The organism is Acinetobacter sp. NigerLNRRAM0016 (genome assembly GCF_054112845.1).
The window spans coordinates 1-25,502 of record NZ_JBSYVT010000007.1; the positions used below are offsets into that span (position 1 = coordinate 1).

The 25,502-nt window shown below is 41.9% G+C and carries 35 protein-coding genes; 5 read left to right on the top strand and 30 right to left on the bottom strand.

Features of this window, described 5'->3' with window-relative positions:
- The 30 genes from ACWQ4X_RS06400 to ACWQ4X_RS06545 form a co-directional block, all read right to left on the bottom strand.
- Positions 1 to 2,484, bottom strand: a 2,484-nt coding sequence (locus tag ACWQ4X_RS06400; RefSeq protein ID WP_457903116.1) for a host specificity protein J, incomplete at its 3' end; no start/stop codon positions are given.
- A gap of 54 nt (positions 2,485 to 2,538) precedes the next feature.
- A complete protein-coding gene (locus tag ACWQ4X_RS06405; RefSeq protein ID WP_457903117.1) occupies positions 2,539 to 3,120 on the bottom strand; it encodes a tail assembly protein in 582 nt (193 codons plus the stop codon).
- Entirely contained in the window at positions 3,104 to 3,859 is a 756-nt protein-coding gene (locus ACWQ4X_RS06410) for a C40 family peptidase (protein ID WP_457903118.1), read from the bottom strand. Before ACWQ4X_RS06410 ends, ACWQ4X_RS06405 begins: the two co-directional genes overlap by 17 nt.
- A gap of 3 nt (positions 3,860 to 3,862) precedes the next feature.
- Positions 3,863 to 4,669 carry a phage minor tail protein L gene (locus ACWQ4X_RS06415; protein WP_457903119.1) on the bottom strand — a complete coding sequence of 269 codons (807 nt, stop codon included), beginning with the start codon at positions 4,667 to 4,669 and terminating at the stop codon, positions 3,863 to 3,865.
- Entirely contained in the window at positions 4,656 to 5,690 is a 1,035-nt protein-coding gene (locus tag ACWQ4X_RS06420) for a phage tail fiber protein (RefSeq protein WP_457903120.1), read from the bottom strand. The genes ACWQ4X_RS06415 and ACWQ4X_RS06420 overlap by 14 nt, the downstream gene beginning before the upstream one ends.
- 52 nt (positions 5,691 to 5,742) lie before the next feature.
- Positions 5,743 to 6,084 carry a phage tail protein gene (locus ACWQ4X_RS06425; protein WP_457903121.1) on the bottom strand — a complete coding sequence of 114 codons (342 nt, stop codon included), beginning with the start codon at positions 6,082 to 6,084 and terminating at the stop codon, positions 5,743 to 5,745.
- Positions 6,081 to 8,705, bottom strand: coding sequence for a hypothetical protein (locus ACWQ4X_RS06430; protein ID WP_457903122.1), 2,625 nt, complete (start codon positions 8,703 to 8,705; stop codon positions 6,081 to 6,083). Before ACWQ4X_RS06430 ends, ACWQ4X_RS06425 begins: the two co-directional genes overlap by 4 nt.
- A gap of 59 nt (positions 8,706 to 8,764) precedes the next feature.
- Positions 8,765 to 9,082 (bottom strand): hypothetical protein, encoded by a 318-nt coding sequence (locus tag ACWQ4X_RS06435; protein ID WP_457903123.1) that lies wholly within the window; start codon positions 9,080 to 9,082, stop codon positions 8,765 to 8,767.
- Positions 9,083 to 9,125: 43 nt separating this feature from the next.
- Positions 9,126 to 9,395 (bottom strand): phage tail assembly protein T, encoded by a 270-nt coding sequence (locus ACWQ4X_RS06440; RefSeq protein WP_457903124.1) that lies wholly within the window; start codon positions 9,393 to 9,395, stop codon positions 9,126 to 9,128.
- Positions 9,396 to 9,472: 77 nt separating this feature from the next.
- A complete protein-coding gene (locus ACWQ4X_RS06445; protein WP_457903125.1) occupies positions 9,473 to 9,829 on the bottom strand; it encodes a hypothetical protein in 357 nt (118 codons plus the stop codon).
- Between the two features lie 78 nt (positions 9,830 to 9,907).
- Positions 9,908 to 10,399, bottom strand: a complete 492-nt coding sequence (locus tag ACWQ4X_RS06450) for a hypothetical protein (RefSeq protein WP_457903126.1) — start codon at positions 10,397 to 10,399, stop codon at positions 9,908 to 9,910.
- 11 nt (positions 10,400 to 10,410) lie between these two features.
- Complete coding sequence (locus ACWQ4X_RS06455) at positions 10,411 to 10,776, bottom strand: hypothetical protein (RefSeq protein WP_457903127.1); 366 nt, start codon at positions 10,774 to 10,776, stop codon at positions 10,411 to 10,413.
- A complete protein-coding gene (locus tag ACWQ4X_RS06460) occupies positions 10,763 to 11,266 on the bottom strand; it encodes an HK97-gp10 family putative phage morphogenesis protein (RefSeq protein ID WP_457903128.1) in 504 nt (167 codons plus the stop codon). Before ACWQ4X_RS06460 ends, ACWQ4X_RS06455 begins: the two co-directional genes overlap by 14 nt.
- Positions 11,266 to 11,592, bottom strand: coding sequence for a phage head completion protein (locus tag ACWQ4X_RS06465; RefSeq protein ID WP_457903129.1), 327 nt, complete (start codon positions 11,590 to 11,592; stop codon positions 11,266 to 11,268). The genes ACWQ4X_RS06460 and ACWQ4X_RS06465 overlap by 1 nt, the downstream gene beginning before the upstream one ends.
- The gene (locus tag ACWQ4X_RS06470; protein WP_457903130.1) at positions 11,574 to 11,861 is read right to left on the bottom strand and encodes a hypothetical protein; all 288 of its coding nucleotides are present in this window, start codon (positions 11,859 to 11,861) and stop codon (positions 11,574 to 11,576) included. Before ACWQ4X_RS06470 ends, ACWQ4X_RS06465 begins: the two co-directional genes overlap by 19 nt.
- A gap of 1 nt (position 11,862) precedes the next feature.
- The gene (locus ACWQ4X_RS06475; RefSeq protein WP_457903131.1) at positions 11,863 to 12,189 is read right to left on the bottom strand and encodes a head-tail connector protein; all 327 of its coding nucleotides are present in this window, start codon (positions 12,187 to 12,189) and stop codon (positions 11,863 to 11,865) included.
- A 74-nt stretch (positions 12,190 to 12,263) separates the two neighbouring features.
- Positions 12,264 to 13,577, bottom strand: a complete 1,314-nt coding sequence (locus ACWQ4X_RS06480; protein WP_457903132.1) for a phage major capsid protein — start codon at positions 13,575 to 13,577, stop codon at positions 12,264 to 12,266.
- A 65-nt stretch (positions 13,578 to 13,642) separates the two neighbouring features.
- Entirely contained in the window at positions 13,643 to 14,383 is a 741-nt protein-coding gene (locus ACWQ4X_RS06485) for an HK97 family phage prohead protease (protein ID WP_457903133.1), read from the bottom strand.
- Positions 14,358 to 15,626: a phage portal protein gene (locus ACWQ4X_RS06490; RefSeq protein ID WP_457903134.1), complete on the bottom strand. Its 1,269-nt coding sequence runs from the start codon at positions 15,624 to 15,626 to the stop codon at positions 14,358 to 14,360. Before ACWQ4X_RS06490 ends, ACWQ4X_RS06485 begins: the two co-directional genes overlap by 26 nt.
- The gene (locus ACWQ4X_RS06495; RefSeq protein WP_457903135.1) at positions 15,623 to 17,461 is read right to left on the bottom strand and encodes a terminase large subunit; all 1,839 of its coding nucleotides are present in this window, start codon (positions 17,459 to 17,461) and stop codon (positions 15,623 to 15,625) included. The genes ACWQ4X_RS06490 and ACWQ4X_RS06495 overlap by 4 nt, the downstream gene beginning before the upstream one ends.
- A gap of 12 nt (positions 17,462 to 17,473) precedes the next feature.
- Positions 17,474 to 17,995: a P27 family phage terminase small subunit gene (locus tag ACWQ4X_RS06500; RefSeq protein WP_457903136.1), complete on the bottom strand. Its 522-nt coding sequence runs from the start codon at positions 17,993 to 17,995 to the stop codon at positions 17,474 to 17,476.
- A 132-nt stretch (positions 17,996 to 18,127) separates the two neighbouring features.
- The gene (locus ACWQ4X_RS06505; RefSeq protein WP_457903217.1) at positions 18,128 to 18,343 is read right to left on the bottom strand and encodes a hypothetical protein; all 216 of its coding nucleotides are present in this window, start codon (positions 18,341 to 18,343) and stop codon (positions 18,128 to 18,130) included.
- Entirely contained in the window at positions 18,336 to 18,557 is a 222-nt protein-coding gene (locus ACWQ4X_RS06510; RefSeq protein WP_457903137.1) for a phosphohistidine phosphatase, read from the bottom strand. Before ACWQ4X_RS06510 ends, ACWQ4X_RS06505 begins: the two co-directional genes overlap by 8 nt.
- Positions 18,554 to 19,144 (bottom strand): HNH endonuclease, encoded by a 591-nt coding sequence (locus ACWQ4X_RS06515; RefSeq protein ID WP_457903138.1) that lies wholly within the window; start codon positions 19,142 to 19,144, stop codon positions 18,554 to 18,556. The genes ACWQ4X_RS06510 and ACWQ4X_RS06515 overlap by 4 nt, the downstream gene beginning before the upstream one ends.
- On the bottom strand, positions 19,116 to 19,295 hold the full coding sequence (locus tag ACWQ4X_RS06520) for a hypothetical protein (protein ID WP_457903139.1): 180 nt from the start codon (positions 19,293 to 19,295) through the stop codon (positions 19,116 to 19,118). Before ACWQ4X_RS06520 ends, ACWQ4X_RS06515 begins: the two co-directional genes overlap by 29 nt.
- A 167-nt stretch (positions 19,296 to 19,462) precedes the next feature.
- Positions 19,463 to 19,933: a hypothetical protein gene (locus ACWQ4X_RS06525; RefSeq protein WP_457903140.1), complete on the bottom strand. Its 471-nt coding sequence runs from the start codon at positions 19,931 to 19,933 to the stop codon at positions 19,463 to 19,465.
- A 346-nt stretch (positions 19,934 to 20,279) separates the two neighbouring features.
- A complete protein-coding gene (locus tag ACWQ4X_RS06530; protein ID WP_457903141.1) occupies positions 20,280 to 22,046 on the bottom strand; it encodes a DUF5906 domain-containing protein in 1,767 nt (588 codons plus the stop codon).
- Positions 22,043 to 23,008 carry a primase-helicase zinc-binding domain-containing protein gene (locus tag ACWQ4X_RS06535; RefSeq protein ID WP_457903142.1) on the bottom strand — a complete coding sequence of 322 codons (966 nt, stop codon included), beginning with the start codon at positions 23,006 to 23,008 and terminating at the stop codon, positions 22,043 to 22,045. Before ACWQ4X_RS06535 ends, ACWQ4X_RS06530 begins: the two co-directional genes overlap by 4 nt.
- Positions 23,005 to 23,505, bottom strand: a complete 501-nt coding sequence (locus tag ACWQ4X_RS06540) for a phage regulatory CII family protein (protein ID WP_457903143.1) — start codon at positions 23,503 to 23,505, stop codon at positions 23,005 to 23,007. The genes ACWQ4X_RS06535 and ACWQ4X_RS06540 overlap by 4 nt, the downstream gene beginning before the upstream one ends.
- Positions 23,506 to 23,534: 29 nt before the next feature.
- The gene (locus ACWQ4X_RS06545) at positions 23,535 to 23,741 is read right to left on the bottom strand and encodes a ribonuclease D (RefSeq protein ID WP_457903144.1); all 207 of its coding nucleotides are present in this window, start codon (positions 23,739 to 23,741) and stop codon (positions 23,535 to 23,537) included.
- 96 nt (positions 23,742 to 23,837) lie between these two features.
- On the opposite strand from ACWQ4X_RS06545, the gene ACWQ4X_RS06550 reads away from it, so the two are divergent.
- From ACWQ4X_RS06550 to ACWQ4X_RS06570, 5 genes are all read left to right on the top strand, one after another.
- On the top strand, positions 23,838 to 24,491 hold the full coding sequence (locus ACWQ4X_RS06550; protein ID WP_457903145.1) for a LexA family protein: 654 nt from the start codon (positions 23,838 to 23,840) through the stop codon (positions 24,489 to 24,491).
- 152 nt (positions 24,492 to 24,643) lie between these two features.
- The gene (locus ACWQ4X_RS06555; RefSeq protein WP_457903146.1) at positions 24,644 to 24,961 is read left to right on the top strand and encodes a hypothetical protein; all 318 of its coding nucleotides are present in this window, start codon (positions 24,644 to 24,646) and stop codon (positions 24,959 to 24,961) included.
- Positions 24,958 to 25,134, top strand: coding sequence for a hypothetical protein (locus ACWQ4X_RS06560; protein ID WP_457903147.1), 177 nt, complete (start codon positions 24,958 to 24,960; stop codon positions 25,132 to 25,134). The genes ACWQ4X_RS06555 and ACWQ4X_RS06560 overlap by 4 nt, the downstream gene beginning before the upstream one ends.
- The gene (locus tag ACWQ4X_RS06565) at positions 25,134 to 25,316 is read left to right on the top strand and encodes a hypothetical protein (protein WP_457903148.1); all 183 of its coding nucleotides are present in this window, start codon (positions 25,134 to 25,136) and stop codon (positions 25,314 to 25,316) included. Before ACWQ4X_RS06560 ends, ACWQ4X_RS06565 begins: the two co-directional genes overlap by 1 nt.
- Positions 25,300 to 25,497 (top strand): hypothetical protein, encoded by a 198-nt coding sequence (locus ACWQ4X_RS06570; RefSeq protein ID WP_457903149.1) that lies wholly within the window; start codon positions 25,300 to 25,302, stop codon positions 25,495 to 25,497. Before ACWQ4X_RS06565 ends, ACWQ4X_RS06570 begins: the two co-directional genes overlap by 17 nt.
- Positions 25,498 to 25,502 lie beyond the last annotated feature (5 nt).

Here is a 25,502-nt window from a genome sequence, read left to right on the forward strand (position 1 = left end):
CGTGATCTTTCCAGACAGAATATCCAGGACATCCGATGCATCTGCAGAGGTTGTTGCATTGGTCCAGTTCGACCAATCCCCAATATTTCCAATGCGGTCAATCAAACGTCCCCGATAGAACTGGGTTAAGTTTGGCTGTAATCCTTGGATCGTATGGGTTGTGGTCGGATATGAGAACAATCCAAGCTGTGCAATATTACTGATCCCATCAGGTGAAACCTGAATTTCCGTATAGGCCGTATCCAAAGCACCCACCGCAGGAAAGCCCCACTTCAAATGCATACCAAACAAGATGCCTGTCGCAGTAATGAACGCCAGTTTAGGTGGATTACCCAGCTTTCCTTTCAGTGCTGTCAGCGTTGAATAGGTGGCCAGTGAAGCAATATCAAAGGCATTAATTGCAACAACTCGCGCCTGATAGTTGCCCGTGTAAATCCCTTGCACCTCAATAGAGTTATTCCCAGTGATCGGCAACTTTAACCAGGAACCATCATCTTTACGCCACTCGACTTGGTACTTAACCGCACCTTCAGCTTGTGGCCAAGTAATGATCATGGTTGCAACAGTTAAACCTTGCTGCACCATTTGTTCAGAACTGATCGTCACTGAAGCAACAGGATTTTGCAGTTTCGGATTGATTATCGAAATTGGGCGTTCATCAATAAAAGCCCCGTTATCAATGGCATCATATTTTGATGCATTGTATTGAAGAGCATTAATCGTAAATTGATGGCGATCATCCTGTGTAATTGAAATTACACGGAACTTCATTGTGGCCAGATCTTGTGCATCTACAACCCAAACATTTTGCACAGCGACTGATTCAAATGCCGATGCAACCGTAATTACTCGCCCTGTCATGGATTGAACAATACGTGCCTGTGCTGTACCGTTTTCACCATTCACCACCAAGCGATCACCAGGCTGACAGATCACTCCATCACGGTCTAAAGTAATTCGTTTTAGGTCTGCACTGACTGCAGCAATACGACCACCATTGGCACGACCTGCAAACAGCTCATCTGCAACCTCAATGACTTTACCAGGGCGCGGAATAAATCCATCAAGTCCGACTTTGAAGGTCACTGTGCGCGTTTCATATTGTTCGGATTTAAGTGCCCAATGTCCTGCACGTTGTGCCTGTGCTTCACTGGTACAACCATAAGCAGAAATATCAGCAATTCGAATACCAAGTCGGGCAATTGCTGCTTCATCCCGAACAAAAACATATTCAGTTTTATAACGGTTGTTTGGATTATCCCATGCTACTTTTGCAACCGTGTGGCGATCACGTGCACGTGTGCCTGAATACTCAAAATGCCCATCAAGGACATTGGCTGCGGTATAGGTGAAATAGGTATCTTGTGGAATGTCCGCATCACAAACAATGGCCTGACCATCCCAATAGATGTAAGCACGAAATGCCCCTGCCATTTTTGAGAGAATAGACCAGGCATCATCCTGAGATTGCTCGTAGACATTCAAAGTGAAACGCGGTTCCTGTCCACCCTTTCCATCTGGAACCAATTGATCACAGTATTGACCCAAGCGATAGATTGACCATTTATCAATCATGCTTGAATTAATACGCTCACCCAACGCATAGCGTTTGCTGATACATGCATCATAAAAATGCCAAGCAGGGTTATTGCTGTAAGCTCGTTTGAATGTACCATCCCATAATCCCGTGTAAACACGGCTGACGGGATTATAGTTGCTCGGAAGTAGAATCTCTACGCCTTCGCATTCAACTGCCATCTTCGCCACATTGGAAAATGTCTCAGCATCGTATTGCAAACCCAATAAGGCTGTATTGGGGTAACGTAATTTGGCATCAATCACTTCAGTGATCGCCTGCACATACATCTTGTCACTGACTGATTCTGAATTTGAATTTGGGGTTATGCGACGGACCCGCACCTGCCACCCAAAATTGGCTTTAGGTAAATCAATTCGGTGTGAACGCTCATAATTGGCAGAGGTTTTATCTGAAATTTTGGTATTTAAAACTTCGGTCCACGTCCCGCCATCAGTTTGTAAATCGATTGCGTAGAGTATGGTGATTCCACTGACATCCCCATTTTCCATATTCTGTTCACGCAATGGTCCCCAGCGTAATCGGATACGGAGTGCATCAAGTTCAAGATTGGTATAACTCTTGACCCATGCAGCACTGGATTTAAGCTCGACTCCAATACCCGTTTCTGACGAGATATCAGGAAAGCCTTCGATATAGGTTTGGTCATTGGTGCCTAGACGCGAATCAACCGTTACATTTTCAAAGTTCCAAATTCCATTTGCATCTTGCAAAGGGGTATCGTCCAGATAAATAGAACGTATGCCATCAACCAAGCCTTTGATTGGTCCTTCGGATAAACCATAGAGAATTTTAATAAAGGTTTTGGATTGTGCCGAGTCTGTAGCAATGACAGACTTTCTTGCTTCACCGCTGCCCGCTTTTGCACCTTGCACCACTCGATTCATACGCCTACCCAAGCATTAAAAAAGGCGCTTAACGCGCCCATAAAATAAGATTATTTACATTTGATCTTCTGGATATTGCCCTGCTGAAACAATAAAACCGCCAACTTCACGACGACCTCGCAATACGGGTACTGGATTCCCTTGGGCAACTGTTGTCACAGCACCACCAAAACCCATATTGGATTTATTGCCATCCTGATTATTGTCTTGTGTATCGCTCACTTTCGGCATCAACATCTGTGCAACACCACCAACGATCATCCCTGCACCTGCACCAATTAAGGCCATCCCATAGACAGAGGTTGCACCGAATGTAAAGTAACCCGCTACAACGAGGACCACTCCAAGTACGATCTGTAATACGCCACTATCACCACCAGCGCCCATGACTTTAGGCACAATCTTGATGACTGCTGCCTCTGTCGACATATCAATTTCTTGTTCTGAAATATTATGTTTGTCCTGGTATACCGCAAAGCCCAAGCCTTGCTCATGGGCATGAAGCATGAACTTTTCAAAGCCAGGAACTTGTGCCGATAATGCACGCATTGCTTCGCGCGTGTTGGCCACATCCAGCTTGAATTGTTTGCCAAATTTCTTCCCGAGGATGCCGTACAACTTAATGGTTTTTAACATCTTGATGCCTCACAATCTTAACCACACGTTCCTGCCACTGTGCCCCGTAGATTTCTCGTACAGACTTGCGCCCATAAGGATGATGCAGAATTAGAGCAGATCCGATGCAGGGTTCGTTTTGTTCCGACTGCAGCTGGCCATCATCAGCAAGATACACAGCAGCATGATTAGGGTGTTCAGTACGACCCACGCGGCAAATAAGCACATCACCGCGCTGTAAAGTATCCACTTCATAAAAGCCTGCTTTTGTAAAATTGTCTAAATACAGTGATGCATGCGCTGGATCTTCCCACCAACGATCTATACGTTCGAAATCAGGGATCGTGATATTGTGTTCGCGCTGATAGTAATCACGGATCAAGGCATAACAATCCTGCCAGCCATGGTAATAATTACGCCCGACCAAAGCAGGTTGATAGCCAAAGGGTTCATACATCTGAAATTCAACTTCTGGATATGCACAAATTACCCAAGGCTTTTGGTGTAACTCAATTTGGATTAAATCCAGTTCAGATGCTCGAGCACTGGCATTCGGATGTGAATGGACATAGGCTTGTATTTCCCCCATGTCTTCAGCATTTGCCAAGTCTTCATGATGAATTTTAAATTGATTTAATTCACCAGCGACATTCCGACAAGGGAGATAAATTCCACTTACGATGACACCGCAGCATTCTTGCGGATACACCTGTGCAGCATGCTCTATGACGGCATGCTTGATGGTTGTTGATAATTGCATAATTCACCCAATTAAATTGGCTGCTGGATAACCCCCAATTGGTAATGGATTAGAGCCAAAGCGTAACTTGCAGGAACTTAAACGCCCGCTACATTTATCTAATGCAGGATTATCTGTTGGCTCATCTTTGTCAGTGAACATTGCAGCCCCTGTATAGCCACATTCTTCGCCACGATAATTCCCCATAACACACCAATGGCATATATTGGTAATTTGACGGACTGGAATTCTTTGCCCCTCAAAATCAATCGGATTGGAGAGTTCAAAAGATACTTGTGCTGAACTTTCTGAAGTCTTTTGTTCGATATACCAAAGCTGCTCATTGGATTCATTCGAGGCACTGCTGTTGCCCGCACTAAAGTTCTCCGCATCCAGGTATTTCGCTAAAGTTCGAATGACCTTCAGTTTGGCACCTGCAAAATCATTGAACTGCAGGCAATATGCAGAAACGGCATTCTGTACCCCAGCAATATTGTTGGCCATCGTTAAGGACGGAGCCGATGCTTTACCATCTGAACGCATTTCCAACCCTGTCACTTCAAGCGGTAAGGGTTCAAAGCTCTGACCTTGCCAAATAATATTCCGATTCCAAACTTTTTCAGAACCTACATCAAAGACTTTGCCGATCCCTACTGTATCTGCACCAATTAATCCTGCTGATCCAATTGATGTATATATACGTTCCCAATCTTGATAAGAAATATGGCCATGAAAACGTAAAATGCCAGCCCCTAATTGGCTGGCATCTAGTTCATACAGTGTAATTAATCCATCGACATAGAGCTTTTGAAAATCACTATTCAGTGCCATCGTAAGTCACCATTGCTTCAGCCACTGCCTGACTCAAATTGGTTGGTTGAAAATCAGGAGGTGTACTAGATTCAAATAACTCCAGCTCTTCTAATGGTATTTCCTGCAGTCGTAAATCGATCCAGCGTCCTGGTGTAATATCTACAGGTTGACTCAGATCAGCCACAATTGAAGCTGTCTCAAGATCGAATTTCTTCTTATAGGTTTTTACTGAAATATCGCCATTTTCCAATGTGTCATAAATCACCGAAAACAGGACATTACCATTGGCATCTTTTGGGGTTTCTACATACCAGCCTTCTTGCGAAAAACCACTTGTACCACCGATTAAATAATCACCTACTGCTAATTTTTCAAAGGTAATTTCTTGAAGCTGTGCTTCATCATTCAGCTCAATTCTGTCAGCAAATAGCTGAACAATTGGGGAAGCGGCCTTAATAAATCCATTCGCGTCTATAGTCGTATTTCTTGTGGTATTGAAGGTATACCATGAACTCCACGTACCAGTAGCATTAAATCTATATTTCATATCGTTGACTGTTTGATTTTTGCCGAACTGCCATGAGTGCTCTTGTTGCGTACTCTCCTGACGACGTGTGGTATGAATAAAAGCAGAGAATGTGCCAATCGAGTTAGCCGTATCATTCGCCGATACACTTCCTCCTGCGTAAAATCCTGACGGCATGGCTGTGCCTAGGCCTAAGTCATCAATAGAAAGACTTATTCCGAGTCCGAAATCACCTACTTTTATTACGCGCCCTGATGTAGTGTCTTTCCCTGATACAGTCATTGTTGCTGTTGCGGCAGTTCCTAGATTTAGTGCTGTTCTCGCTGCTGGTGCTGTAGTCGCCCCTGTACCGCCATTTGCAATTGGTAATGCTGAAGGCAAAGTACCAGACGCACCACCTAAAGCTGCATAGAGTTCATTATCATTTGCTTGTAATTTTGAAGCAGCAGATCGGAATGTATCCCCGCCTGCTCCAGTTGGCGCTGTACCCAAACTAACTGTTTGCTTAGTCATAATTTGCTCACTAAAAAGCCCTGACTAAGCAGGGCATGAAATTGAATAAGATTTAAGGGTAAAAGACTTGGGTGAAGGTGGTGGTCAGGCGATATAAACCTGAACCACGATAAACAATTTGATACTCACCCGCTTTTACTCGAACTTGGCCATCCAATGGAGATTCCCACAAAAATGAATCTGCTCCGTTATGTGAATCAAGAAACTGCTTGATCGATTGAATAACACCTTGTTCTGCAGTCTTGGTTATTGGCCATGTCCCTTTTCGGTTATTTATACCTACCGAAACATTTTGTTCATAGCCATCACCAAAACTACTACTGAGAGTATTAAATTGATGCGTTCCTGAATTGCCAGATAAGTCATTATCCCAAGTGAAAATTAAGTTGCTCATTTAGCCAACAATCCCCCTTGCCTTTGTTCTTGTCGAATTACGTTCCTCACTGCATTTCCAATCATCTGCCCGAGTTGCTTCTGATCTTGGGTATTTGCACCAGAAGTGCTTACACCAGAATCAGTAACATTTACTTGAATAGAAACAGATCCATTTGAACTACTATTCTGTTGATTAGACAAAAAATTCTTCAAATCAGTATTGGTTCTGCTATCAACAACACGTTCACCTTTATCTAAAAGCCATGTGCCTTCATTTGGTACATTATCAATACCTTCATGAGCCATACCTACAGGTGTAGCAGCTTCAATGAGTGAAACAAATGATCCTGATTCAATGGTTGCTAAAGCTGCTGCACCCATTTTTTGCCAAACCGTACCTGGTTCATTTGCATAAGCATCAGATGCAGCCTTCCACACATTCATTCCTGCTTGCGCAAGATAAAATGATCTTTGAGCAAAAAACATTGCCTGATAAGTTGACGAAGATTTACCTAGTATTGTTTCAAACATATTTGACATTGCACCTGTAACTGATCCAGCGCTTGACAAATGCATATTTATTGAATCTTGTTGATATGATGATTCAATAAAACGCATACGCTCATGATGTGCTTTCCAAATTTCTTCACGTTGCGCTGCAGTATCAGCCAAAGCCATCTGAGCATCGAAAAGTGCCTGAGATTCATCAGCTCTTGAGAATCGGGTTTGATCTAGCTGGTACTGTTCACTGGTATTTGTAATATCAGAGAAAGTACCGCCCCAATTCGCTACAGCGTCATTTAAGTTTTGGCGTTTTTCTTCACCCTGAGCAGCTTCCGATAATTGAATTAAACGTGTTTGTTCATCTTGTGAAAGTCGAGCATTTTCAAGAATTCGACGACGCTCTAAATCGAATCTGATCTCCATATTTTGCAAATCAGTACGAAGGCTTTCACCTGCATCAAATGCTTCCTGTTCACGCTCCAACTTCAACCAAGCAATTGCACGATCATGACGTTCAGCCAAAGCTTTATACTGAGCCTCTGTCATTTCTTGGGTTAAGTCATTGTTTGCTGAAATACGCAAGAAATTCAGCTCAAACTCAGCTTCAAGCTTTTGCAGTTCAGTGTACTTGTGCTCATTCAGTTCAAATTCTTGTTCAGATTTGAAAAGCTCTTTTTGCGTGTCTGCACGGGATTTAGCGGCTTCAATGTATCGTGATGTCATCTCCGGAGAGAATGCAGCATCTCGAATACGCTTAGTTTCAGTCTCCAAATCCAAATCAATCTGATGTAATTTGTCAGCATATTGATGGTGGATCTGTACTCGCTCTTGGTATTGCTGTTCCTGCAAACGTTTCAAATCTTCTTGAGCTTTCGCTGCTTTTGCAACAGCTTCATTGACCTTATTCTGCTTATCCAGCCAGTCTTGGGTGCCTTGGGTAGTTGCCGTTGTGGTAGATGTTGCTTGCCCTTGTAGAGCTGCCAACTTTGCCACTGCATCAGATACAGTATTGTCAAAAAGAGAATTAATCGAGTTTGCAGAATCTTCAATAACTTGGGCATTGTCCTTCATGGCCATACCAATGCCTGAGTTATCAACTTGTGCTGTTGTAAAAAAATTAATGCCCGACTTAAATAGCTTTACACCTGGTAATTTACTGAAAAACCCTCCATTTTCCGCAGCCTGATTTGCTAAATTTATTGAGTCATTGGCCGACTTAGTAACACCAGCCATACTATTAGCCACTAAATTAACTGTCGCATAAACTCCGATTGCTACTGCAGCTACACCACGTAAACTTGTTGCCAATACATCACCAGCATTTGCCATGCCCATGGCTTTGTCATCACCAGTCTGGAAGGCATCTGCGACATCCACCAATGCAGGTAAAATTGCCGATGTAAGTTGATTCTTTAAACCTTGAAGCTGCATGTCCAACATTTTGGATTGAACTTGCATTTGCTGAGCAGCAACGATGGTTTTATCATCTAAAATAATGCCTGCATCTTCTGCTGCTTCACCCCATAAACGCATACCTTCTGCATTATTTTTAAGAATTGGCAATAACTGTGTAGAATCAGAAGCCATACTTTCCATTAAGAATGACATCTGGTCTTGAGACAAATTTGCCTCTTCCATTTTTTCTACATATAGACCCATTGAAGCTGGGCCTGACAAATCAGAGAGTTCTTTGGCAAGCTTATGCGCACCATTAGCACCCTTTTCTGTCTTAACTGCTACTTGCTCCATAAAATCGACTAATGGACCAGCACCAGACGTTAGAAAATCTCCAGATCGCTCATTCCAATCCTTCATAATGTCACTGAGCTTGTCTTGCTCAATGCCCATCATCTCGGCACCCACTGCCATTTTCTGGAATTCTTGGGGAGTAGACTGAGCCAAATATGCAAAGCGTTGCAGCTCTTGAGTTGCTTTAACTTGTTCATTGGTGTAGGTAATAAGTGCGCCTGCACCAGCCATTGCAGCAGTGGCTACAATTCCCGCCATGACTTTTGCACTGGAAGAAATTTTGTCAAAACTTTTGGTTGCAACGACTGGAGCTTCTTTCATTTTCTGCTCAAATCGTGCTGTATCTGCATCTAGCAAAATTTGCACACGGCTTAAAATGTCAGACATTCACTTTTCTCCAGACGTAAAAAAACCACCCTTCTGGGTGGTCAACTAATTTGTAGAATCTACTTATAGAGTCGAATACATTCTAAAAATTTTCGATTCCTAAATTCATTAACTTCATTCTGCTTAACTTGCTCACTTTGATATTTGGGTGATTTATATGCTTCCTCTAGCATGCCCCTGACAAGTTTATTTCTATCGGGTGTGCCAAAATCCTTACCATACATAGCTGACATTGGAGCTCCAGTTTGCCTATAAGTCATCACCTTTTCAGCAATTTGATCGTACAAGTTACATGCACTTTCTTTTTCAGACTCTTTTGTAGTTGCCCAGCTTAAAGTACTTAAAAATATGGAACACAGAATAACAATTTTCTTCAATAGTCTAACCCCCATGATTTACAAAGATTAGACTATAAATGCTTCAAACTACTTTTGAAAACATCGCCTTCATATTCACGCACATATCTTCAATTTCAGCTTTAGTTGCCCCTTGGTCCAATTCCTCTGAATCAGCATCTATAAGCTCAGGAATATTTCTGAAGAGCATAAATTCTGAAAGCGAAATATCAGATACACCCTGCGATCTTGCAATTGTGTAGGCAATATTTGCAGCAAGTGCATCTTCACGGCTAATGCCAATTGGTTCGAAATAATTGAATGCCTGCCACATATCCAATTCACGTGCAGACATTGTGCGGTCAAGTTCAGAAACAGTCCGCCCCAAGCGTAATGCAAGTTTAAACTTGAACATTAACTCGGGACGGTCTTTTAGTTTTTTAGGTCTTCTTCCGCCTGAGATTTCTCACGCTTTACAAAGCCATTTAAATGGAAAGTCTTTGCAACGAAATCATCCATGACAGTCGGTGGCAAACGTGCCAGATCATCAAAACTTAAATCATTCAATGCTAATTCCCCAGTTTCAGGATCAACTACAGTTGCTTTCATCACAACAGCATAAAATGGTACACCCTTCAAATCTTTATTTGCAGTGTAGAGTTCAGAGCGCTCACCAGCAGTAAACAGCTTAATGCCAATATCACCAAGCCCTTCGACATTTAATTTTTCAATCGCATTTTCAGGGACTAGAACAGATAATAAAGCTGTAGCAATTGCATTTTTCGACATGATTTTCATCCTAAATTTAAATATTTTTTGAATAAAAAAAGCACTGTTAAACAGTGCTCATATGAATTGAAGATAGAGTTAAAGAACTGGGAACGTAATGGTGTCTGTTGGGTCTAAAACATTTGCACCATCTTGACGCTCTTTAACTTCTCCTGAAATTGTGAGTTTCGCTTTGATGCGGTTCTTTTTATTGGCATCTCGAACTGGTCCAAGACTTGCCAAAGTGCCACAACCATCGTAAGAGGTTTTTTCCGCATCAGGCAGAATAATCATCCAATCAATACATGTCCCTTGATTGAAATAACGGGTCAATTTGACACGTTGTACCTGACCTGCACCAGATGATGTATATAAACCTTCAAGCTCTAAGGCTGCATAGGAAACTACACCTGCTGCAACTTCACGTTTAAACAAGTCCTTAACAGTAGTCACATCATCTGATGTTCGTTCACCCATCGGTAAAGGAATTGCTGTTAGATATAAAAACTCTTCCCATGTTGTTGCAGAGCTTTCTTTAATTGCAAAAATGACCTGTTGTGAATCAACAAGCCCTTGTACACATTCACCCATATAAACCTCACTTAATTACAGGCGGTTTGCCATATGTAAAAATCAATTTGCTGGCAATAAAGTTGTGTTTCTTCATCTAAACCGCCATCACTTTGCCCAATTACTTCACATGACAATATCTTTTGCTCACCCATCGCCCATTTAGCTTGAATGGCATCTTTTTCACATTGGATATTGTCATGGTTATAAACGTTGACCTGAATTCGAACCTGGTCATGGCCAGTCCAACCTTTAACTGTTGTCAAAGCCACATTCGAAATGCCTTGATAAGTCAAATAAGTACTGGACTTATCAAAACCTTCAGGCAACGGATGAGGACCTACACGATCACTAAATAAAGGCCCTAAAACTTGATAAACCAACTCACTCGCTAACATTCAGGCTCTCCAGAGCTTTTCGTTGCACAATGGCATCGATATATTTTCGATATCGTTGCTTAAATCGCTCCAACGACTTTTCTTTGTTCTTATCGAAAGCAGGTCGAATGAAGGGAACTGCCACAAAATTTGGTGTGCCATTTTCGATAAATCGCCAGTAAAAGGCTTTATTTTTGATATAAATCCCTACACCAACACTACGTTCTAAGCGTAACCGCTTTCTGGCCACACTCTTTTTTAATGTTCCGGGTGTAATTAACTTACGACTATTTTGGGGATTCCCTTTACGACGTGATCGAGCAGATCCACGGTAATAGCGGTAATATTCCTTATCTGCGACTGGAGCCTTCAGCTTGATCTCATCCACCATCGGCTTGGACGCAAAAAAAAGAGCGTTCTGTGTTAGACGCTCCTGTTTTGCTAGGGATTCAAGCTTTTCGAGTTGACTTGTTAAATCCTGAACACCTTCAATTTTGGTTGATATATCCATCAGAGTGCTCCAATTTTACACATCAAACTCCATTTACCTTTATTGACTGGCAATATGCCATCAATGACATAAACATCATTGGTATCCACATTTTTAATCATGTGTTTAGCCTGAAGTTGAGGAAAATCCTCTGGACGCATGACAACCCGACAATTCAGTGCCGAACCCTGCACACCAGATTGGACATATGTTTGAATACTTATAGGCTCAATACCACCAAAGAATTGACCAATTGGAACCCATTCTTGTTTTGTTTGCCCACCTGAGTTTTTTTGACTTGTTCTTTCGAGGACATCAAACAACGTATCTAATTGACCTGATTGCATAATGCACCTGCCTCCAATTCATTAATTCGATGTTCGAACAAATACTGGGCAGGAACCCAACGGCCATCGACCCGAAATTCAATTTGAAAATAAGGCACTACATCTGTCGACGTTGATTTATTTCCCAGTGCTTGAAGAATGAATTTATTCGGATGCTTCATAGAAGTCGGATGTAAGACCCTTTTCACAACCATCTTCTGATCTGGGTTTTTAGTTGATCTGCAAACTCGATTCATGTAGTACTTTCGATCAATGTATGCTTCGTACATTTCACACCCCCATTTTTCGATATGGAGAAAACAATCGGGTAAATGTTTTGTTATCAAACAAGGATTTATCAAACTGCGTAGATCGGTTGTGATAAAGATCATCGACCACCATTTTTACAGCAGCTTCGAGCGGTGCAGGGATATTATTGCCAGGATCAACTAAAGTAATATTTCCCCATGTCGTAGGATCATCAAAACGTCTATCAATGCAGTTCTGAACATCTTCAATAGCTACTTTGATAAGTGATTCAATGAAATGGTCATCACGACTGTGAACAACACTCAAGTATTGCTTCAGTTTTTCTAATGTAATGTTGTAATCACTCATAAAAATAGCCTTTTGTGACAGAAAAAGAGGTAAAAAAAAGCAGCCCCGTAGGACTGCTTTCATTTTCAAATTTATTAAGGACCTGCTGGAATAACTGGTAAATCACCTGCAACACATGCATCAGGCAATACAACCGCACCTGAAGCGCGCATTTCAGCCAAAATAGTGACTAAGTTTTTAGTGACGTTGCTTCCATCTTCAGTCGAAACAGTAACCGCAACATCTTCACGGATCAGACCGTCAAAACCAATAGCTAAGTTGCCGACCCAGTATTTACCCTTTGGCATTGAAGCTGCGAATACGACTGGAACACCCCAAAGTACTGGCTGAACCGCTGCACCAGGAGAACCAAAAATATAATGTCCATCTGTACCTTTAATGCGTTCGATTTTGCCCCAGTCTTCAGGGTTCAAAATAATGCTGTCAGGTAAAAGATAAGAATCTGCTGCTTTGTATTTTGCTTGGTTAAGTACATCAATGGCTGTGTCATCAGCATCTGGAGTCACTGTCACAAAGTTAGCCGCTTCCAGTAAGCCACTAAAACATTTAGGATTACCAGAAGTCGCGGTATGACCATTTACGACAAAATATTCGAGTTTCAAACGCACACCATAAGTCATTCGAGTTTCGATGTAGTTTGCAAGCCAAGTCATATCAGCCAATACTTGCTTAGATGCGCGAATCCAGTGAGCGATTGTTCCAATATTTAATGATACTGGGCCAAATTCTAATTCTGATTCAGGCTTTTCCGTATTTTCAGGTGCAATATCAGCCATAATCTCAAAAGCTGATTCACGCAAGAAGATGGCTACATCTCCATCTGCTGAACCCCAATTGATCATATCGATGATCGATAATGGCGCTTGGAAGCTTGTGCGTGAAACATCATTTTTTGCTAATGAAGCATTTGCACCCATACCAGCCAAAGTGATGACATTACGCGCACTTAGACCTTCAAAAACGACCGACTCTTTTTTCTTACCTGAACGTGTTGCCATCGTTTTTGCAAATTCGACAGCATCTTTGTTACGAATCAGAGCAGCAGCAATTGTGTCTTGCTCTTGCTTGCTACGCTCATGAACACCATCGACCAGTTGTTGCTGAAGTTCTTCAATTTCACCCGCAAGTTTCGCAACTTCTTTGGAGCGTTCTTCAAGGTCTTTCGTTAAATCTTCAGGCAAGCCATCTAATGCAGATAACTTATCTTTATAACGTTCAAGCAAACTATCAATCTGAGTTACACGATTACGCAAGTTAATTGCTAATTGGTCTAATTCAGCAGGAGTTGGAGGAGCATCACGTGCTAGCAAACCACTCAAAGGGCTTCCTGTTTGAGTAGACATACCTGACATCGCAATTACAAGAGCTTGTTGTTGAAGTGCTTTCATACTAATTTTTCCATGCATAGAAAATGAAAAACCCGCTTAAAGCGGGTCAATATTTGAATTTTGATTTACACACCAGACGAATCTAGGAATGCAAAAGGATCTTCTTTCGGTTCAGGTGCGGGTGTTTCTTGTGGCTTGCCAAATTCACTCAAGCGTGCCATTAATTTATCGGCATAATCGCCATGCAAACCAAGTGAACGTAACAACTCCGCTGCATCACTCGACGATTCAAGTCCATTGATTGAATCCTCAGAAATGACACGAGCTGCATTATCTGCTGGCTCATCGACCACACTAATTTCGTACAGATCTGCACGTTTAATTTCAACGTGCGTACCTTTATCCTCCATGTCCATTGGACTCGGTGGATAAAAGGCAATCGAGAAACCATCTACAGTTTCATGTTCGACCATTGCTGCAACTTGCTGTGCCCAATAAAGCCCTGGTGTAAATTCAAGCTCTAAATACAGACCAACATCGTCCTCTTTTAGAACCTTATATTTACCAATTCGCAATGCCATAAGTGCATCAACCCAGTACATACGCCAACCATGGTTGTAATAGGCATGGACTTTTTTGTTGCCTGCTGCAAAGGCTGCACATACTTCAGCAAAGGCACCACGTATGAATTTCTCACCGTAGTAATTGACTGAATCCCACTTAACAGCATAACCACGAATAGTAATTACACCTGTCTTTTCATCTTTTTTAAAACGAAACTCAGTTTCTGCAACAGGCATACGCCGACACTGAACTTTCGGCAGATTTGGCAGTGCTTTTTCACGCACCTGCAGGGGTTGTTTCATCAGCTTTCGCTCCATAATTGCCTTTTATCATTCGTTCAGCCGTGGTCATGTTGACTGGCACCAATATAAAGTTAGAGTTCGGATCAGGTATTTCACCTTCTTCCATTTGGACTTGATAAGGACTCGCTTGCCCTGACAAAATGCGGTCTTTATTCGATTTAACCCGTTCAAGATACGATGCCCGCAACAGGTCTTTAGTCTTAAATTCGAATTCATATTCATCCCATTCATGTCGCTGCAATAGGTGAATTCGGGCACTTTCTTCAATTCGCTCCAAATATGGACGCAAACCGAACTTATGAAAGCCATCGACCAACTGTTCAATACCACTGCCCCATGTCGTACTGGAATCTGTACTGAAAATTAGGATTGGATTCACCCCGAAGAAACGACAGGCTTCTTCAACAGCTAATTTTCGAATTTCAATCAATTCTAAGTCTTCAGGTGTCAAACTGATTTGCTCAAACTTCATATCACCTTCGAGCACTGGCATATCGCCATCATCACCATTGACCAGAATGTCCATTTCATTACGGACTTCGTCACGTTGCTCTTTTTTAAGCCATTTAGGGGTTAAAATTGCCCCTGTCGGCTTAGCACCATTGGACATTAAGCGCGAAGTTTTATCACTCCCAGCCAAACCAATACCAATCGACTGTGCACCGTATGCAATGGGCGACATCCCCACAAAACCAGTGCCAAACAGTTTGATATGCCAAATTTCTTTATCCGTATATTCGACCGTTTTACTACCCAATCGACACTTATATTGTGGCGTTCCGTTGTCCAGAATGCTCGGATCTACTGAACCTGAGTTAATAACCTGCAAACTGACCAGCTTTTTACCAACATAATCCTTCTTTATGTAGGCATTCCCCGCGACCAAATTCAGCATGAGCTGTTCAAAAAACTCTACCCGGGTTTGATAGCGGTTCGGTTTGTTGTAAAGCAGTCGAATCACATCATGATCTTTGATTTGAACACGGGTTCCATCGGACTTTAATTGGTACATTTGCAGTGGTAGGGTTGCCACCGATTCGGTCAGAATTTTGACACAGGCAAAAACAGCACTCAGGGTCATTGCACTGTCAAATGACACAGGTTTTGCGGTCTTAAAACCAGAACGGGGACGATCAATAATGGTCGTCCCCGTTTTGTCTTGTATTGGTCCAGTGCCACGAACCTTAAGCTGATCGCGATTTCTTTTATCACGATTTTTCACTTTATCGCGCTTTTTACTCATCGCTTTTTCACCTTAATCATGTCATTTAACCAATCATCAATATTTCCATCGTCTTCACCAGGTACCAAATCAAAAACAGATTCATCATCCCAATATCGAGCACGTGCTGCAGCATTGATAATCCCAACCATGGCATCAATTTTCTTAGCTGGAGAACCTTTGCGTGGAAAAATATTTTCCTTGGCATCAGGCTTGACCAAGACATTGAGTGCACACCAAGTCAAAACAGGATCACCACAATGATGGAAGCGACCTTCAACCAATAAAACTTCAATCCAACGCATTGCAGGGCTTAAATGTTCTGCAACTTGAGGAATCTCAATGACATTTATCCCTTCTTCCAACAAATTTGCTGTAAGTTGTTCCGCATGGTATCGGTCATGCCCAAGCTCATAAAACGGATTTTTGATATGAGAATCTTCAATATCACGCTGAATTCGCTTGTAGTCTGTTGATTCACCAGGAGTCGCAATCAGATAACCTTGATCACGCCATACAGGGTATTCATCAGGTCGTTTTTCACCGTTGATTGCTGTTTTGGTTTCAATGACATGCTCATTAATGTATGAATGAGAAAATGCATACCAATGAATTTTTCCATCACTTTCAAAACGAGGAATCAATTCGCCCCAACTTGCCAAGTCCAAACGACTTGCCAAATCATAGCCACCAAAACGAATTTGCCCATTAAGGTCGTGATATTTCACATCAGAGTAGCAATTTGCCCAAATGGTTGGAGAAATCCAGCCATCCATTGACCCGACCCATTCATTCAGGTGTTTTTGCCGGGTAATACCCTCAAGTTTTGGACTGACCTTGACCTTTTCAAACACCGAATGCAGGTATTTTTCATTCACAGACACGCCATAATTTGGGTTGGCTTTGGCCCACACCTTTGGATCTAACCAGTCATCACCACGATCAAGACAAAACACCATGCCAAAATACTGATCATGCTTGGCTTTGCCTTTCAAAATATCGACCACGACCTGACGTTCTTGGTAGCATTTACTGGTGGTATCGTCCCCAGCCGTTGTAATCGCTAAAATTAATGGCTCACTTCGAGCTGCAATACCGTTGGCCACAATGTCGTACATATCTGCGGTTTTATGCGCATGCAATTCATCAATGATGGCTGCGTGTACATTCAGACCGTCTTTTGTTCCGCCCCGATCTTGTGATAACGCTTTAAGCATGCTGTTTGTTTCGGTCTGAAACACAGCAAATTTAGAATATTCAATACCGAAGTGCGCACGCATTTTTGGCGAGTATTCGACCATTTTGCTTGCATCGTTAAATACGATTTTCGCTTGTTCAGCTGAAGTTGCAGCTGTATAAACTTCTGCCCCCATTTCACCATCGATAAAACAGAGATATAACGCAATGGCAGCCAGCCAAGTAGATTTACCATTTTTCTTTGCGACCTCGATATAAACATACAAAAACCGCCTTTTCCCATCCTGCCCAATCCAGCCAAAAATATTGAGCGTGGCAAACACCTGCCAAGGCTCCAAAATTAATGACTGGCGTGTGCCATTCGGTCGAATCTTTGCCAAGTCCCCTTTTACGTGTGGGCATGTCTCAATAAAAAAGAGCGCATGGTGCGCTCTATCTAAATCTAATTCATACTCAAAATCTAAATCAGGCTCGGGCTTGTATTTTAATTTTTGCAGTAACTCTTGGGTTTCATCATCAACCTGTGCTGCATCAAAATTGGATTTGCTTAAATCTGTTAAAAACCGTTTTACAGCTAGTTTCTCCAGCTGCCCCGCAGTACGCTCTCCAGATCGTACATCAAGGCAGTACTGGAGCGTAATCTTGAAATAATCACGCATAAAAACTCGCTATCAACTTTGACGTATGCCGTAATTGTCATACGTGTCATTTTCAGGATTCGTTACAGCATCAGCATTCAACAAATTGAGCTGCTGCTGTTTATTCACCTTCACGCCAGAACGTGCTGCAGGTGTAAGCCCAAATTCACGGGCAGTTTTAATCATTTGCTCTTGCAGTTTATTGCGGATTTGGAGCCAAGCTGCTTGCACTTGAAATCCATTGGGTGTTTTCTCAACCCAAGAATCTAATTCCTCTAACTTCGCCATAGCTTTGCCGTAGGCAGCCACATTGTCACAATGCAGCCCAAACACATCGCCATCCACCACAGAAAGTAAACCTGCCTGAACCAAGACTGGACCCAAGGTATCCCAGTGCTTTTTGGCTTCTTTGTTTAACCAGACTGGGCAAGGTGGCATACCTAAATCCACTGCAGCATTTGCAACTTGGGATTCTTCATCCCGATCATCACGGATTCGAGATCCGCTCAATATTTTTTCCTGCAAGGATTTAGGAGGTCGTCCCATATTTGACATAAGAACCTCCAAATTTTAAAAATCTTTTAAATATCGGAGGTATACCCCCCTATGGACTTTTGACCACGTGGAAATTTGATGGGGGGGCGGTCTTTTCTGAGAGGTCGGTTTTGACTTTTGACCCCATATCCCCTAACAGATAAATTTCATAATAATCAGCCCAGCAAAGAACCCTATTAAAAACATAACCCAAGGATAAAGTTCAAAGCTCTCATCCTCGACATAGCTTGGAACCGTCACTGGTCGCGGAGGAATAACCTCTGGTGGTACTGGACGTTTCGGAATAAAACTATTGCCATATACATTCGTTGGTTCAGGTGGTCGTGGTGGATTTGGAATATCATTCATAGTCTGCACCTCGAATCATTCGACACTGAGCATCAACTTCATCAAGTCTTGCAGGACGCAGACGCTCGTATATCTCAGTACGTGAATGGGTTTCACCATTCCACATAACTTTAAAGTTGTTGATGCATGGCTCAGTCACCACACCGACATCATCGAATCCTTTGATGTCATCACGGTAAACGACTGGATCACCCAGCAAGATAACTTCACTCATGCTGGCACCGCCTTGAAGTGTGAGTGATGCAGCCGACCACCGTTGCCATTGTCATCTTGTACGAACACTGTCTTGTCGTGGACTTCAAGCACAGTGAAGACTGTCTTGTCATCGCACATCAAACATTCTTGCGCGTACTCAGTGGCAACCAGTAAGCGGTCACTGATCTTGAATTCGTTCTTGCTGTCCTTGTTCGCCTTGGTTTGCTTTGCCACTGGAGACCAACTGCCCCGATCCTCGGTAGCGGTTTTGATGTTGTGGTGTGTCTCGCAAAGCGGTTGCCAATTCGTTTCATCCCAGAACAGAACCTTATCGCCCTTATGTGGAATGATGTGATCGACCACGGTAGCAGGGTTGATGTACCCCGTCTTGCTACAATAACAACACAAGGGGTGTGCTGCGATAAATAAATCGCGCGCTTTTTCCCATCGGGAATCATAGCCGCGCTGATGTGCGGTACCACGTTCACGATCTTTCTTTTTGATATGGTCTTGGTGTGCATCGCAGTAGCCTTGGTTGGTTGCATAGTCTTTACATATGCCCACCAGACATCCGCGTTTAGCCTTCTGCGGTGCTTTGTTTGTCATGAACTGGAACCACTTGCGTTGTGACTGAACTCTTAATTAATTTTTTGGAAAGTACTTGTGCTACCGCGCCAACTGCACCCAGTGCATAAGCCAGAATAATCTTAGGTTTGGATAACTTGACCTTGACCTGAACAATTTGCGTTGCCTGCATAACCAATCTCCAAATTAAAAAGAGCTGCATGTCGAACGCTCAATCGTGACATGCAGCCATAAAAAAAGAGCCTTTTAGGCTCTTCAGAGGATAACTACAGCGTTTTGATATAGTTTCTCATTGTGAGAAAAACTAACTTAAATTTGTTTCAGTGTCAAATACTAATTTTAATTAGTTTTATTGAGCTGAAAAAAGAGCTTGTCATTTGCAATAGCAAACTCTCTTTCGAGGTCTTCAAACACCGCTGTAATTGAATCATTCAAGTAACGATGTACCACCAAATGGTGAACCCCTGCCAATAGTCCGCGATTACGAGTAGAGCTCTTATAGCTGGCTGGAACCATGCAGAACTCAACCAAAGCAGTACGGATCACAGGCTCATGATATTCGAGTGAGACATTTTTCATAACGAACAATTCACTGTACTTCAGCACCAAACGCTTTCCAAGCAACTCAACATTGTCTGGTGTATTGGCACCTAAACACTTCAAGCGCACTAAATTGTCTTGAAATGGTGTGAGTTTGGCATAACTCATGGCAATGCATACATCCTGGGCTGTAAGTGCACCATGATTTCCCCCACCGATAGCATCGAAGTTTGTGGTTTTAGGACTAAGTAAGCGTATAAATTTTTCCATGATCATTATCCTTGTTGGATTTTTAGTCAATGTTACGGGCTATCCCCTGTTTGTTACGGGGTTGTTACGGGTATTGCTATTAAAAAGTTATTTAAAATCAATTGCTGTTACGGGTGTGACGAGTGTTACGGGTAGTTTTCCTCGCGCGGGAAAATATTTAAGGGTTGTTAAATTTAGTAAGTAATGAACTATTGAATTTTTTCTCGCGTGCGCGCGCGTGCATAAGCCCGTAACACCTGTAACAGGTAGGCTGAAAGTCTTGTGTGGTAAGGCGTAGACAGTGTTACGGGGTGGCGAAAAAGCCCGTAACAGACCCGTAACACCCGTAACATTTTTAGTTATATTTTTATAGTACAGGCGGTACATCATGATCTCCTTTTAACTTATCACGGAATTGCTTTACTTGGGAAGACAACCAATCAACACGATTTGCACCTTCTGGTGGATTGGCAGTAAAAATCATCCGTCGCTGAACAATTTTCCTTTCCTCTTGATACCCTCTGCCAGTAACTACATCTTCATAAATACGCCCAGTACCTTTCGCAACTACACGTTCCGAAGCAATGAGACTCAGAAATTTATTGGATGGAATGGTCTTTTCACCGTTCTTATGGCACCACTGGCGGTATGCCATATACAAATCATCCGACAAACAGCAAAAAAAAGGATTGTCCAATACCCCCGCACGCCAGTCATCCAAGAACAACTTCCAGCCAGGTAAACCGAACTGAATGATTTTCTGTTTAGCTGTAGTCATTGGTGGTTCTGTATAAGGGGTAAAGTCGGTTAGATCCTGCGACAACAGGTAGGTATAAAACGCACTGATTGCTTTGCTATCAGGCTCAAGACAGTTTTCGATTAGTCCTTTAAGATCATCACCCAATTTCTTATTGGGTTCGAGCACAAGGAAACGACGATCACGTTCTTCAATTGCTAAGGGCTGAACTTCATTGGAAAGAAATACGCAGTTGATGTGGTTATTTTGGCTATAACCCGACATAAACTTTTTCTCGATACGGATCTTCTCCCCAGTGATCATGTGTTTGATCAGACCCATCATGCCGAACTTAGATTTATTGTTAAATATTTCTTCAAATAAGCAGTACAGCTTACGCTCAGCCCAGTCGGTATAAATGGATTCAAGACCATTTTGCCCCAAAGTGACAGAGTATTTTTCACCATAAATCCGTGTCATGATTTTTTCAAAGAACAAGGATTTACCCGAACCTTGTACAGCACTACACAGCAAAACTGAGGTATTCATTTTTGCGCCCGGGTGCTGGAGAGGATAAGCCAGCCATTTCATCAGCCAGTCATAAGCAGCATCCTCTTTACCACACAAGAATTTGACCAAGTTAATGATTGGGCTACACAGCTCTAACGCTTCAGACTGTGGAACAATCTGATTTTTTGCATCCATGATGGGTGAGATTTCCATACCGTCATAGGTATTGATCTGACCTTCACGAATATGCATGGATGGTACAAAAACTAAATCTTCATGCCAGATCATGCGTTTATCACGTGCTTTCGCCCACATTTCATATGCACCTGCCCAGTTATCCTTCATAACATCGGTGCTCACCATTTCCCGACGAAATGTATCCCAACAGGATTTTTTACCTTCAAGCATGATGAATCGGTCGATCATCTCTTTGGCTTTGACATGGCTTTCACCAGTGGCACGGCCATTGGCATCATCTGAAGATATGGTTTTACGTTTCGGGTGAGAGTTCCATGCATCAAAAACTTTTTTACCGCCCAGCATGGTTTGAAAGGCTGTTTTTTTCCAAATCTTTTTGCCGTAGTCATCCCAAACATTGGTTTCACCTTCAATTAAACAGAAACGGGCAATCCATTTTTCCATTTGCTCTTCAGGTGAAGGCTCTGCTTGAGTAGTATTTTCCTGTGAAATACCCGCCTCCCCTTTGGGTTCAACAACAGGATTTTCTGCAATTTCCGATGTTTGACCCTGAAAATTGTTGGTTGATTTTTTAGGGGGTTCGGGGGAAAACTTAAGGGTAGAAATAGCAGTTTGGATCTGTCTTGCTACCTCTTCCAATCCACAAGAAACATGCAAATCGTTGAAGTCTGTGAAACTGGTAGAACTCATGTAATAGACTCCTGATGTTGCTTAAATTGTGGCAATACAATGATGCCTCCAGTAATAGCCTGCGCTTCTTGGGCATACTTTAAGCCCGTGTTTGCTTTAGCACTGTCATCATCTGCATAGTGTATAAAAAATGCATTTGGGTACTTGGCCTTAAGCACTACTGCAACCTTTGGTAGATTGTTTGCTACGAATGCAATCGCAACAGGAATTGCTGAAGCCATATAAGTTGACATACCAGTTGAATACCCTTCAGCTAAACCGATGTAATGCGGACGATAAAGATCTGGTTGTACTTCACCGATCATGAAGCCCAAGCCCCCCATACGACCGCCACCAGTTTCCCATTCCCCTGAATCATTGGTGTCGCCCTTGATAAAGTATTTAGTACCGTCAGGCTCAATAGTCTGTAAATTCCAAATTTTGCCATCCATAAAATCTATGGCAGGGATCAGCAAGTTCCCGTCATGGCTGATTTTAATTTTTGGGTCCTTATCAACTTGTTTACTTTTAAGATACTGACTGAATTCACCTTGATATGCACTCCGAAACATGCCTTCCGCTTTACGAGCAATTTGTTCCTGGCGTTTGCGTTCACGTTCTAATTGCTCTTTTTTTCGTATTTCGCGTTCTTTCGCCCAACGCGCCCGATCTTCATCAGTGATAGTTGAACTCGCACTGAGGCCAAGTACGGATGCGACTTCTGATACAACTTGAGGAAAGGTGAAACGGGTGCAGGTTTTCTCGATTAGGCTCAAGCCATCGCCTGGTCCACATTGCTGGCAAAAGTAATCCCCATTGCCATTTTTGTCGTCATACCAAAAGCGGTCACGCCCACCACATGCGGGGCATGGAGTTTTCTTTTTCCGTTGTACCTCAATACCAAAACTAGGAAAAATTAGATCAGCCCATTTACCTTGAGCCGCATGCTTAATATCCTCTACTTGGATTTTTGCTTGTTTCATCTCCCCTCCTGGTCATGCTGCTTTTCGACCATTGCCAATAGGGTTACTGCCACTCGAATAAGATCCATGACATCCTTTTGAATGATGCTATGTTCATCATGGCTGATACGATTATCAGAAATTGCTTCTGCAATAGACTGGGCTAGATCGCCTTGCTCTTTAGCTAAACTTCCAATTTTTTTAACAAAATCTACTGCACTTAAATCTGAAATTTCTGGTAATTCATACCAACCTGCATTGCCATGAATGGCACAAATGCTGTCCATAATGCGACTGTCTTGGGTTTCAGATAAAACCGCTTCCAGATGATAAATATTGGCTTTATGTGTTGGCGTTGTGGGGTTAAGAGAACTGCGAAATGTGTTGATATTGAATCCATTTTTATCAGCAATAGTTGCCATTAAAGAATCATCATTTTGACGATATACCGCAGCCTTCAGTGCCATAGCTAATGACATTACTGTGCATTCTCTACGTTGAGTATTCGTTAGCTTCATGTTTAAAAATCCCTAATTCATTCATTTTTTTAGTTATTTGTTTGGGCTACATTTTGATGTGTATCAGGTGTCGTAGGTTGTACCCGTTTTAAAGCAATATCTCTGATCTCATACTCACGTAAACGTGGAATCTGGTCTTTATTCCATTTAGCTACGGCAGCCGTGCTTATACCAAGAGAATCTGCAAGCTCGGATAAAGTGCAATTCAACAATTGAGTAGCTTCGTCTCTAGTCATTACATTTCCATAAACTAACTTAAGTTAGTTTATTAGATACGATTTAAATTAGCCCGTCAAGAACTAATATAAGTTAGTTATTATTGAGATTTAGTTATGGAAGATACAATCAGCACAATCGGGTCTCGAATCCGAGAATTGAGAAAAGAAAAAAAACTAACTCAAAAAGATATTGCTAAAATTTTAGGAGTATCTGACGCTGCTGTTGTTCATTGGGAAAAAGATGTTAATACGCCAAAACTTGAACATCTCAATATTTTAGCACCTACTCTTAATACTACCATTGACTACATTATGTATGGAAAAACTGAATCTAATGAGAATGTTAAGGACTTTAGACCAGTAACCAGAATGTTACCTGTTCTCACATATGTACAATGTGGCTCAATGACAAACGTTCGCTCGATATCAGCACATGAAATTGATCAATGGCTACCTTCACCACCAGAAGCAGGTAAAAACAGCTATTATCTAATCGCACAAGGAATTAGTAATTCCCCTCATTTTAACGATGGTGACTTCATCTGTATCGATCCTGATGTCGATTTCTCTTCTGTTCAAACTGGTGAGATGATTGTTGTATGTCAAGATGATGAAGCTACATTTAAAGCCCTGATTCGTGAATTCAACTCTATGTACTTGAAAGCTTTAAATGAGAATTTCCAACCAAATATCATACCTTTAAAAGAAAATTCAGAGTATAAAGGCAAATATGTAGGCAAATTTACTCCAAGCAAAAAATTTATCTAAACCTGATTTTCTACGATCATTTAAAGCTCAGATTATTCTGAGCTTTTTTTTGTGCAACCAATTAAAACTAATTTTTATTAGTTTTATATGTTGACTTAAAACCTAACCAAAGTTAGTTTATATATGAAAATTAACTTTAGTTAGGAAACATTATGAAAAAAGTAATTGCAAAATCTAACGACCAACTTGATCAAATCGTTCTTAGTCGTTTGCTTTCAGACGACTTCGGACAACCCCAATTGCAGGATTTGCTGTTCTATAAAAACCGTGCTGTAAATCAAATTGGCGGTGCTATTTCTGCTATGCGCAATGCAACCAATCAACATGATTTCACCACTGCAACAGCTCAAGCGAATGCATTTATTAATGCTGCACTGGATTACGAGTTTATCAATCTTGCAGAGAAGGCAGCTTGGATCGATGAAATGGCTGCTGTTCTTCATATTCAACTTGTTGAGGACTACGCATGAATCCTAGTCCACACCTTGATAGCATTATTCCCGAACAAGAAGGATGTGAACACCACCCAACAAAATGCTGCGAATGCATGCTTAAAGAAATTGATGAGGAATATCTAAGCTGCATGTCAGATGAGGATAAACACTACATCGCAGCACTAATTTCAATTGATGAGGTGCCGTGATGATTACATTAGCTCAAGCCATTGTCATTATTTTTGCCGTTTTACTCAGTACTGCCCTAATTGCTGGAGTGGTATGGGCATTTTTGCAGACATACGAAACCTATATCCATCTGACGAATGAAGCCAAAGCACTTCAATTGAATACTGAAGATCAGGAGCGTGAACATGCTCAAATTCTTTGACAACCAAAATGTTGAACATTTTTTTAAATTGGAAAATTTGGTGCACGTGCATGTGCGTAGATCTGATGAGAAAAACGTCACTCTCGGCATTCATACACTTGGGCCACATACAGTTCCAGTGACAGTAGATCCTAAGACTGCAGAGTATGTATTGAGTGAAATTCAGAAGGAAGCTGTGTGATGGCA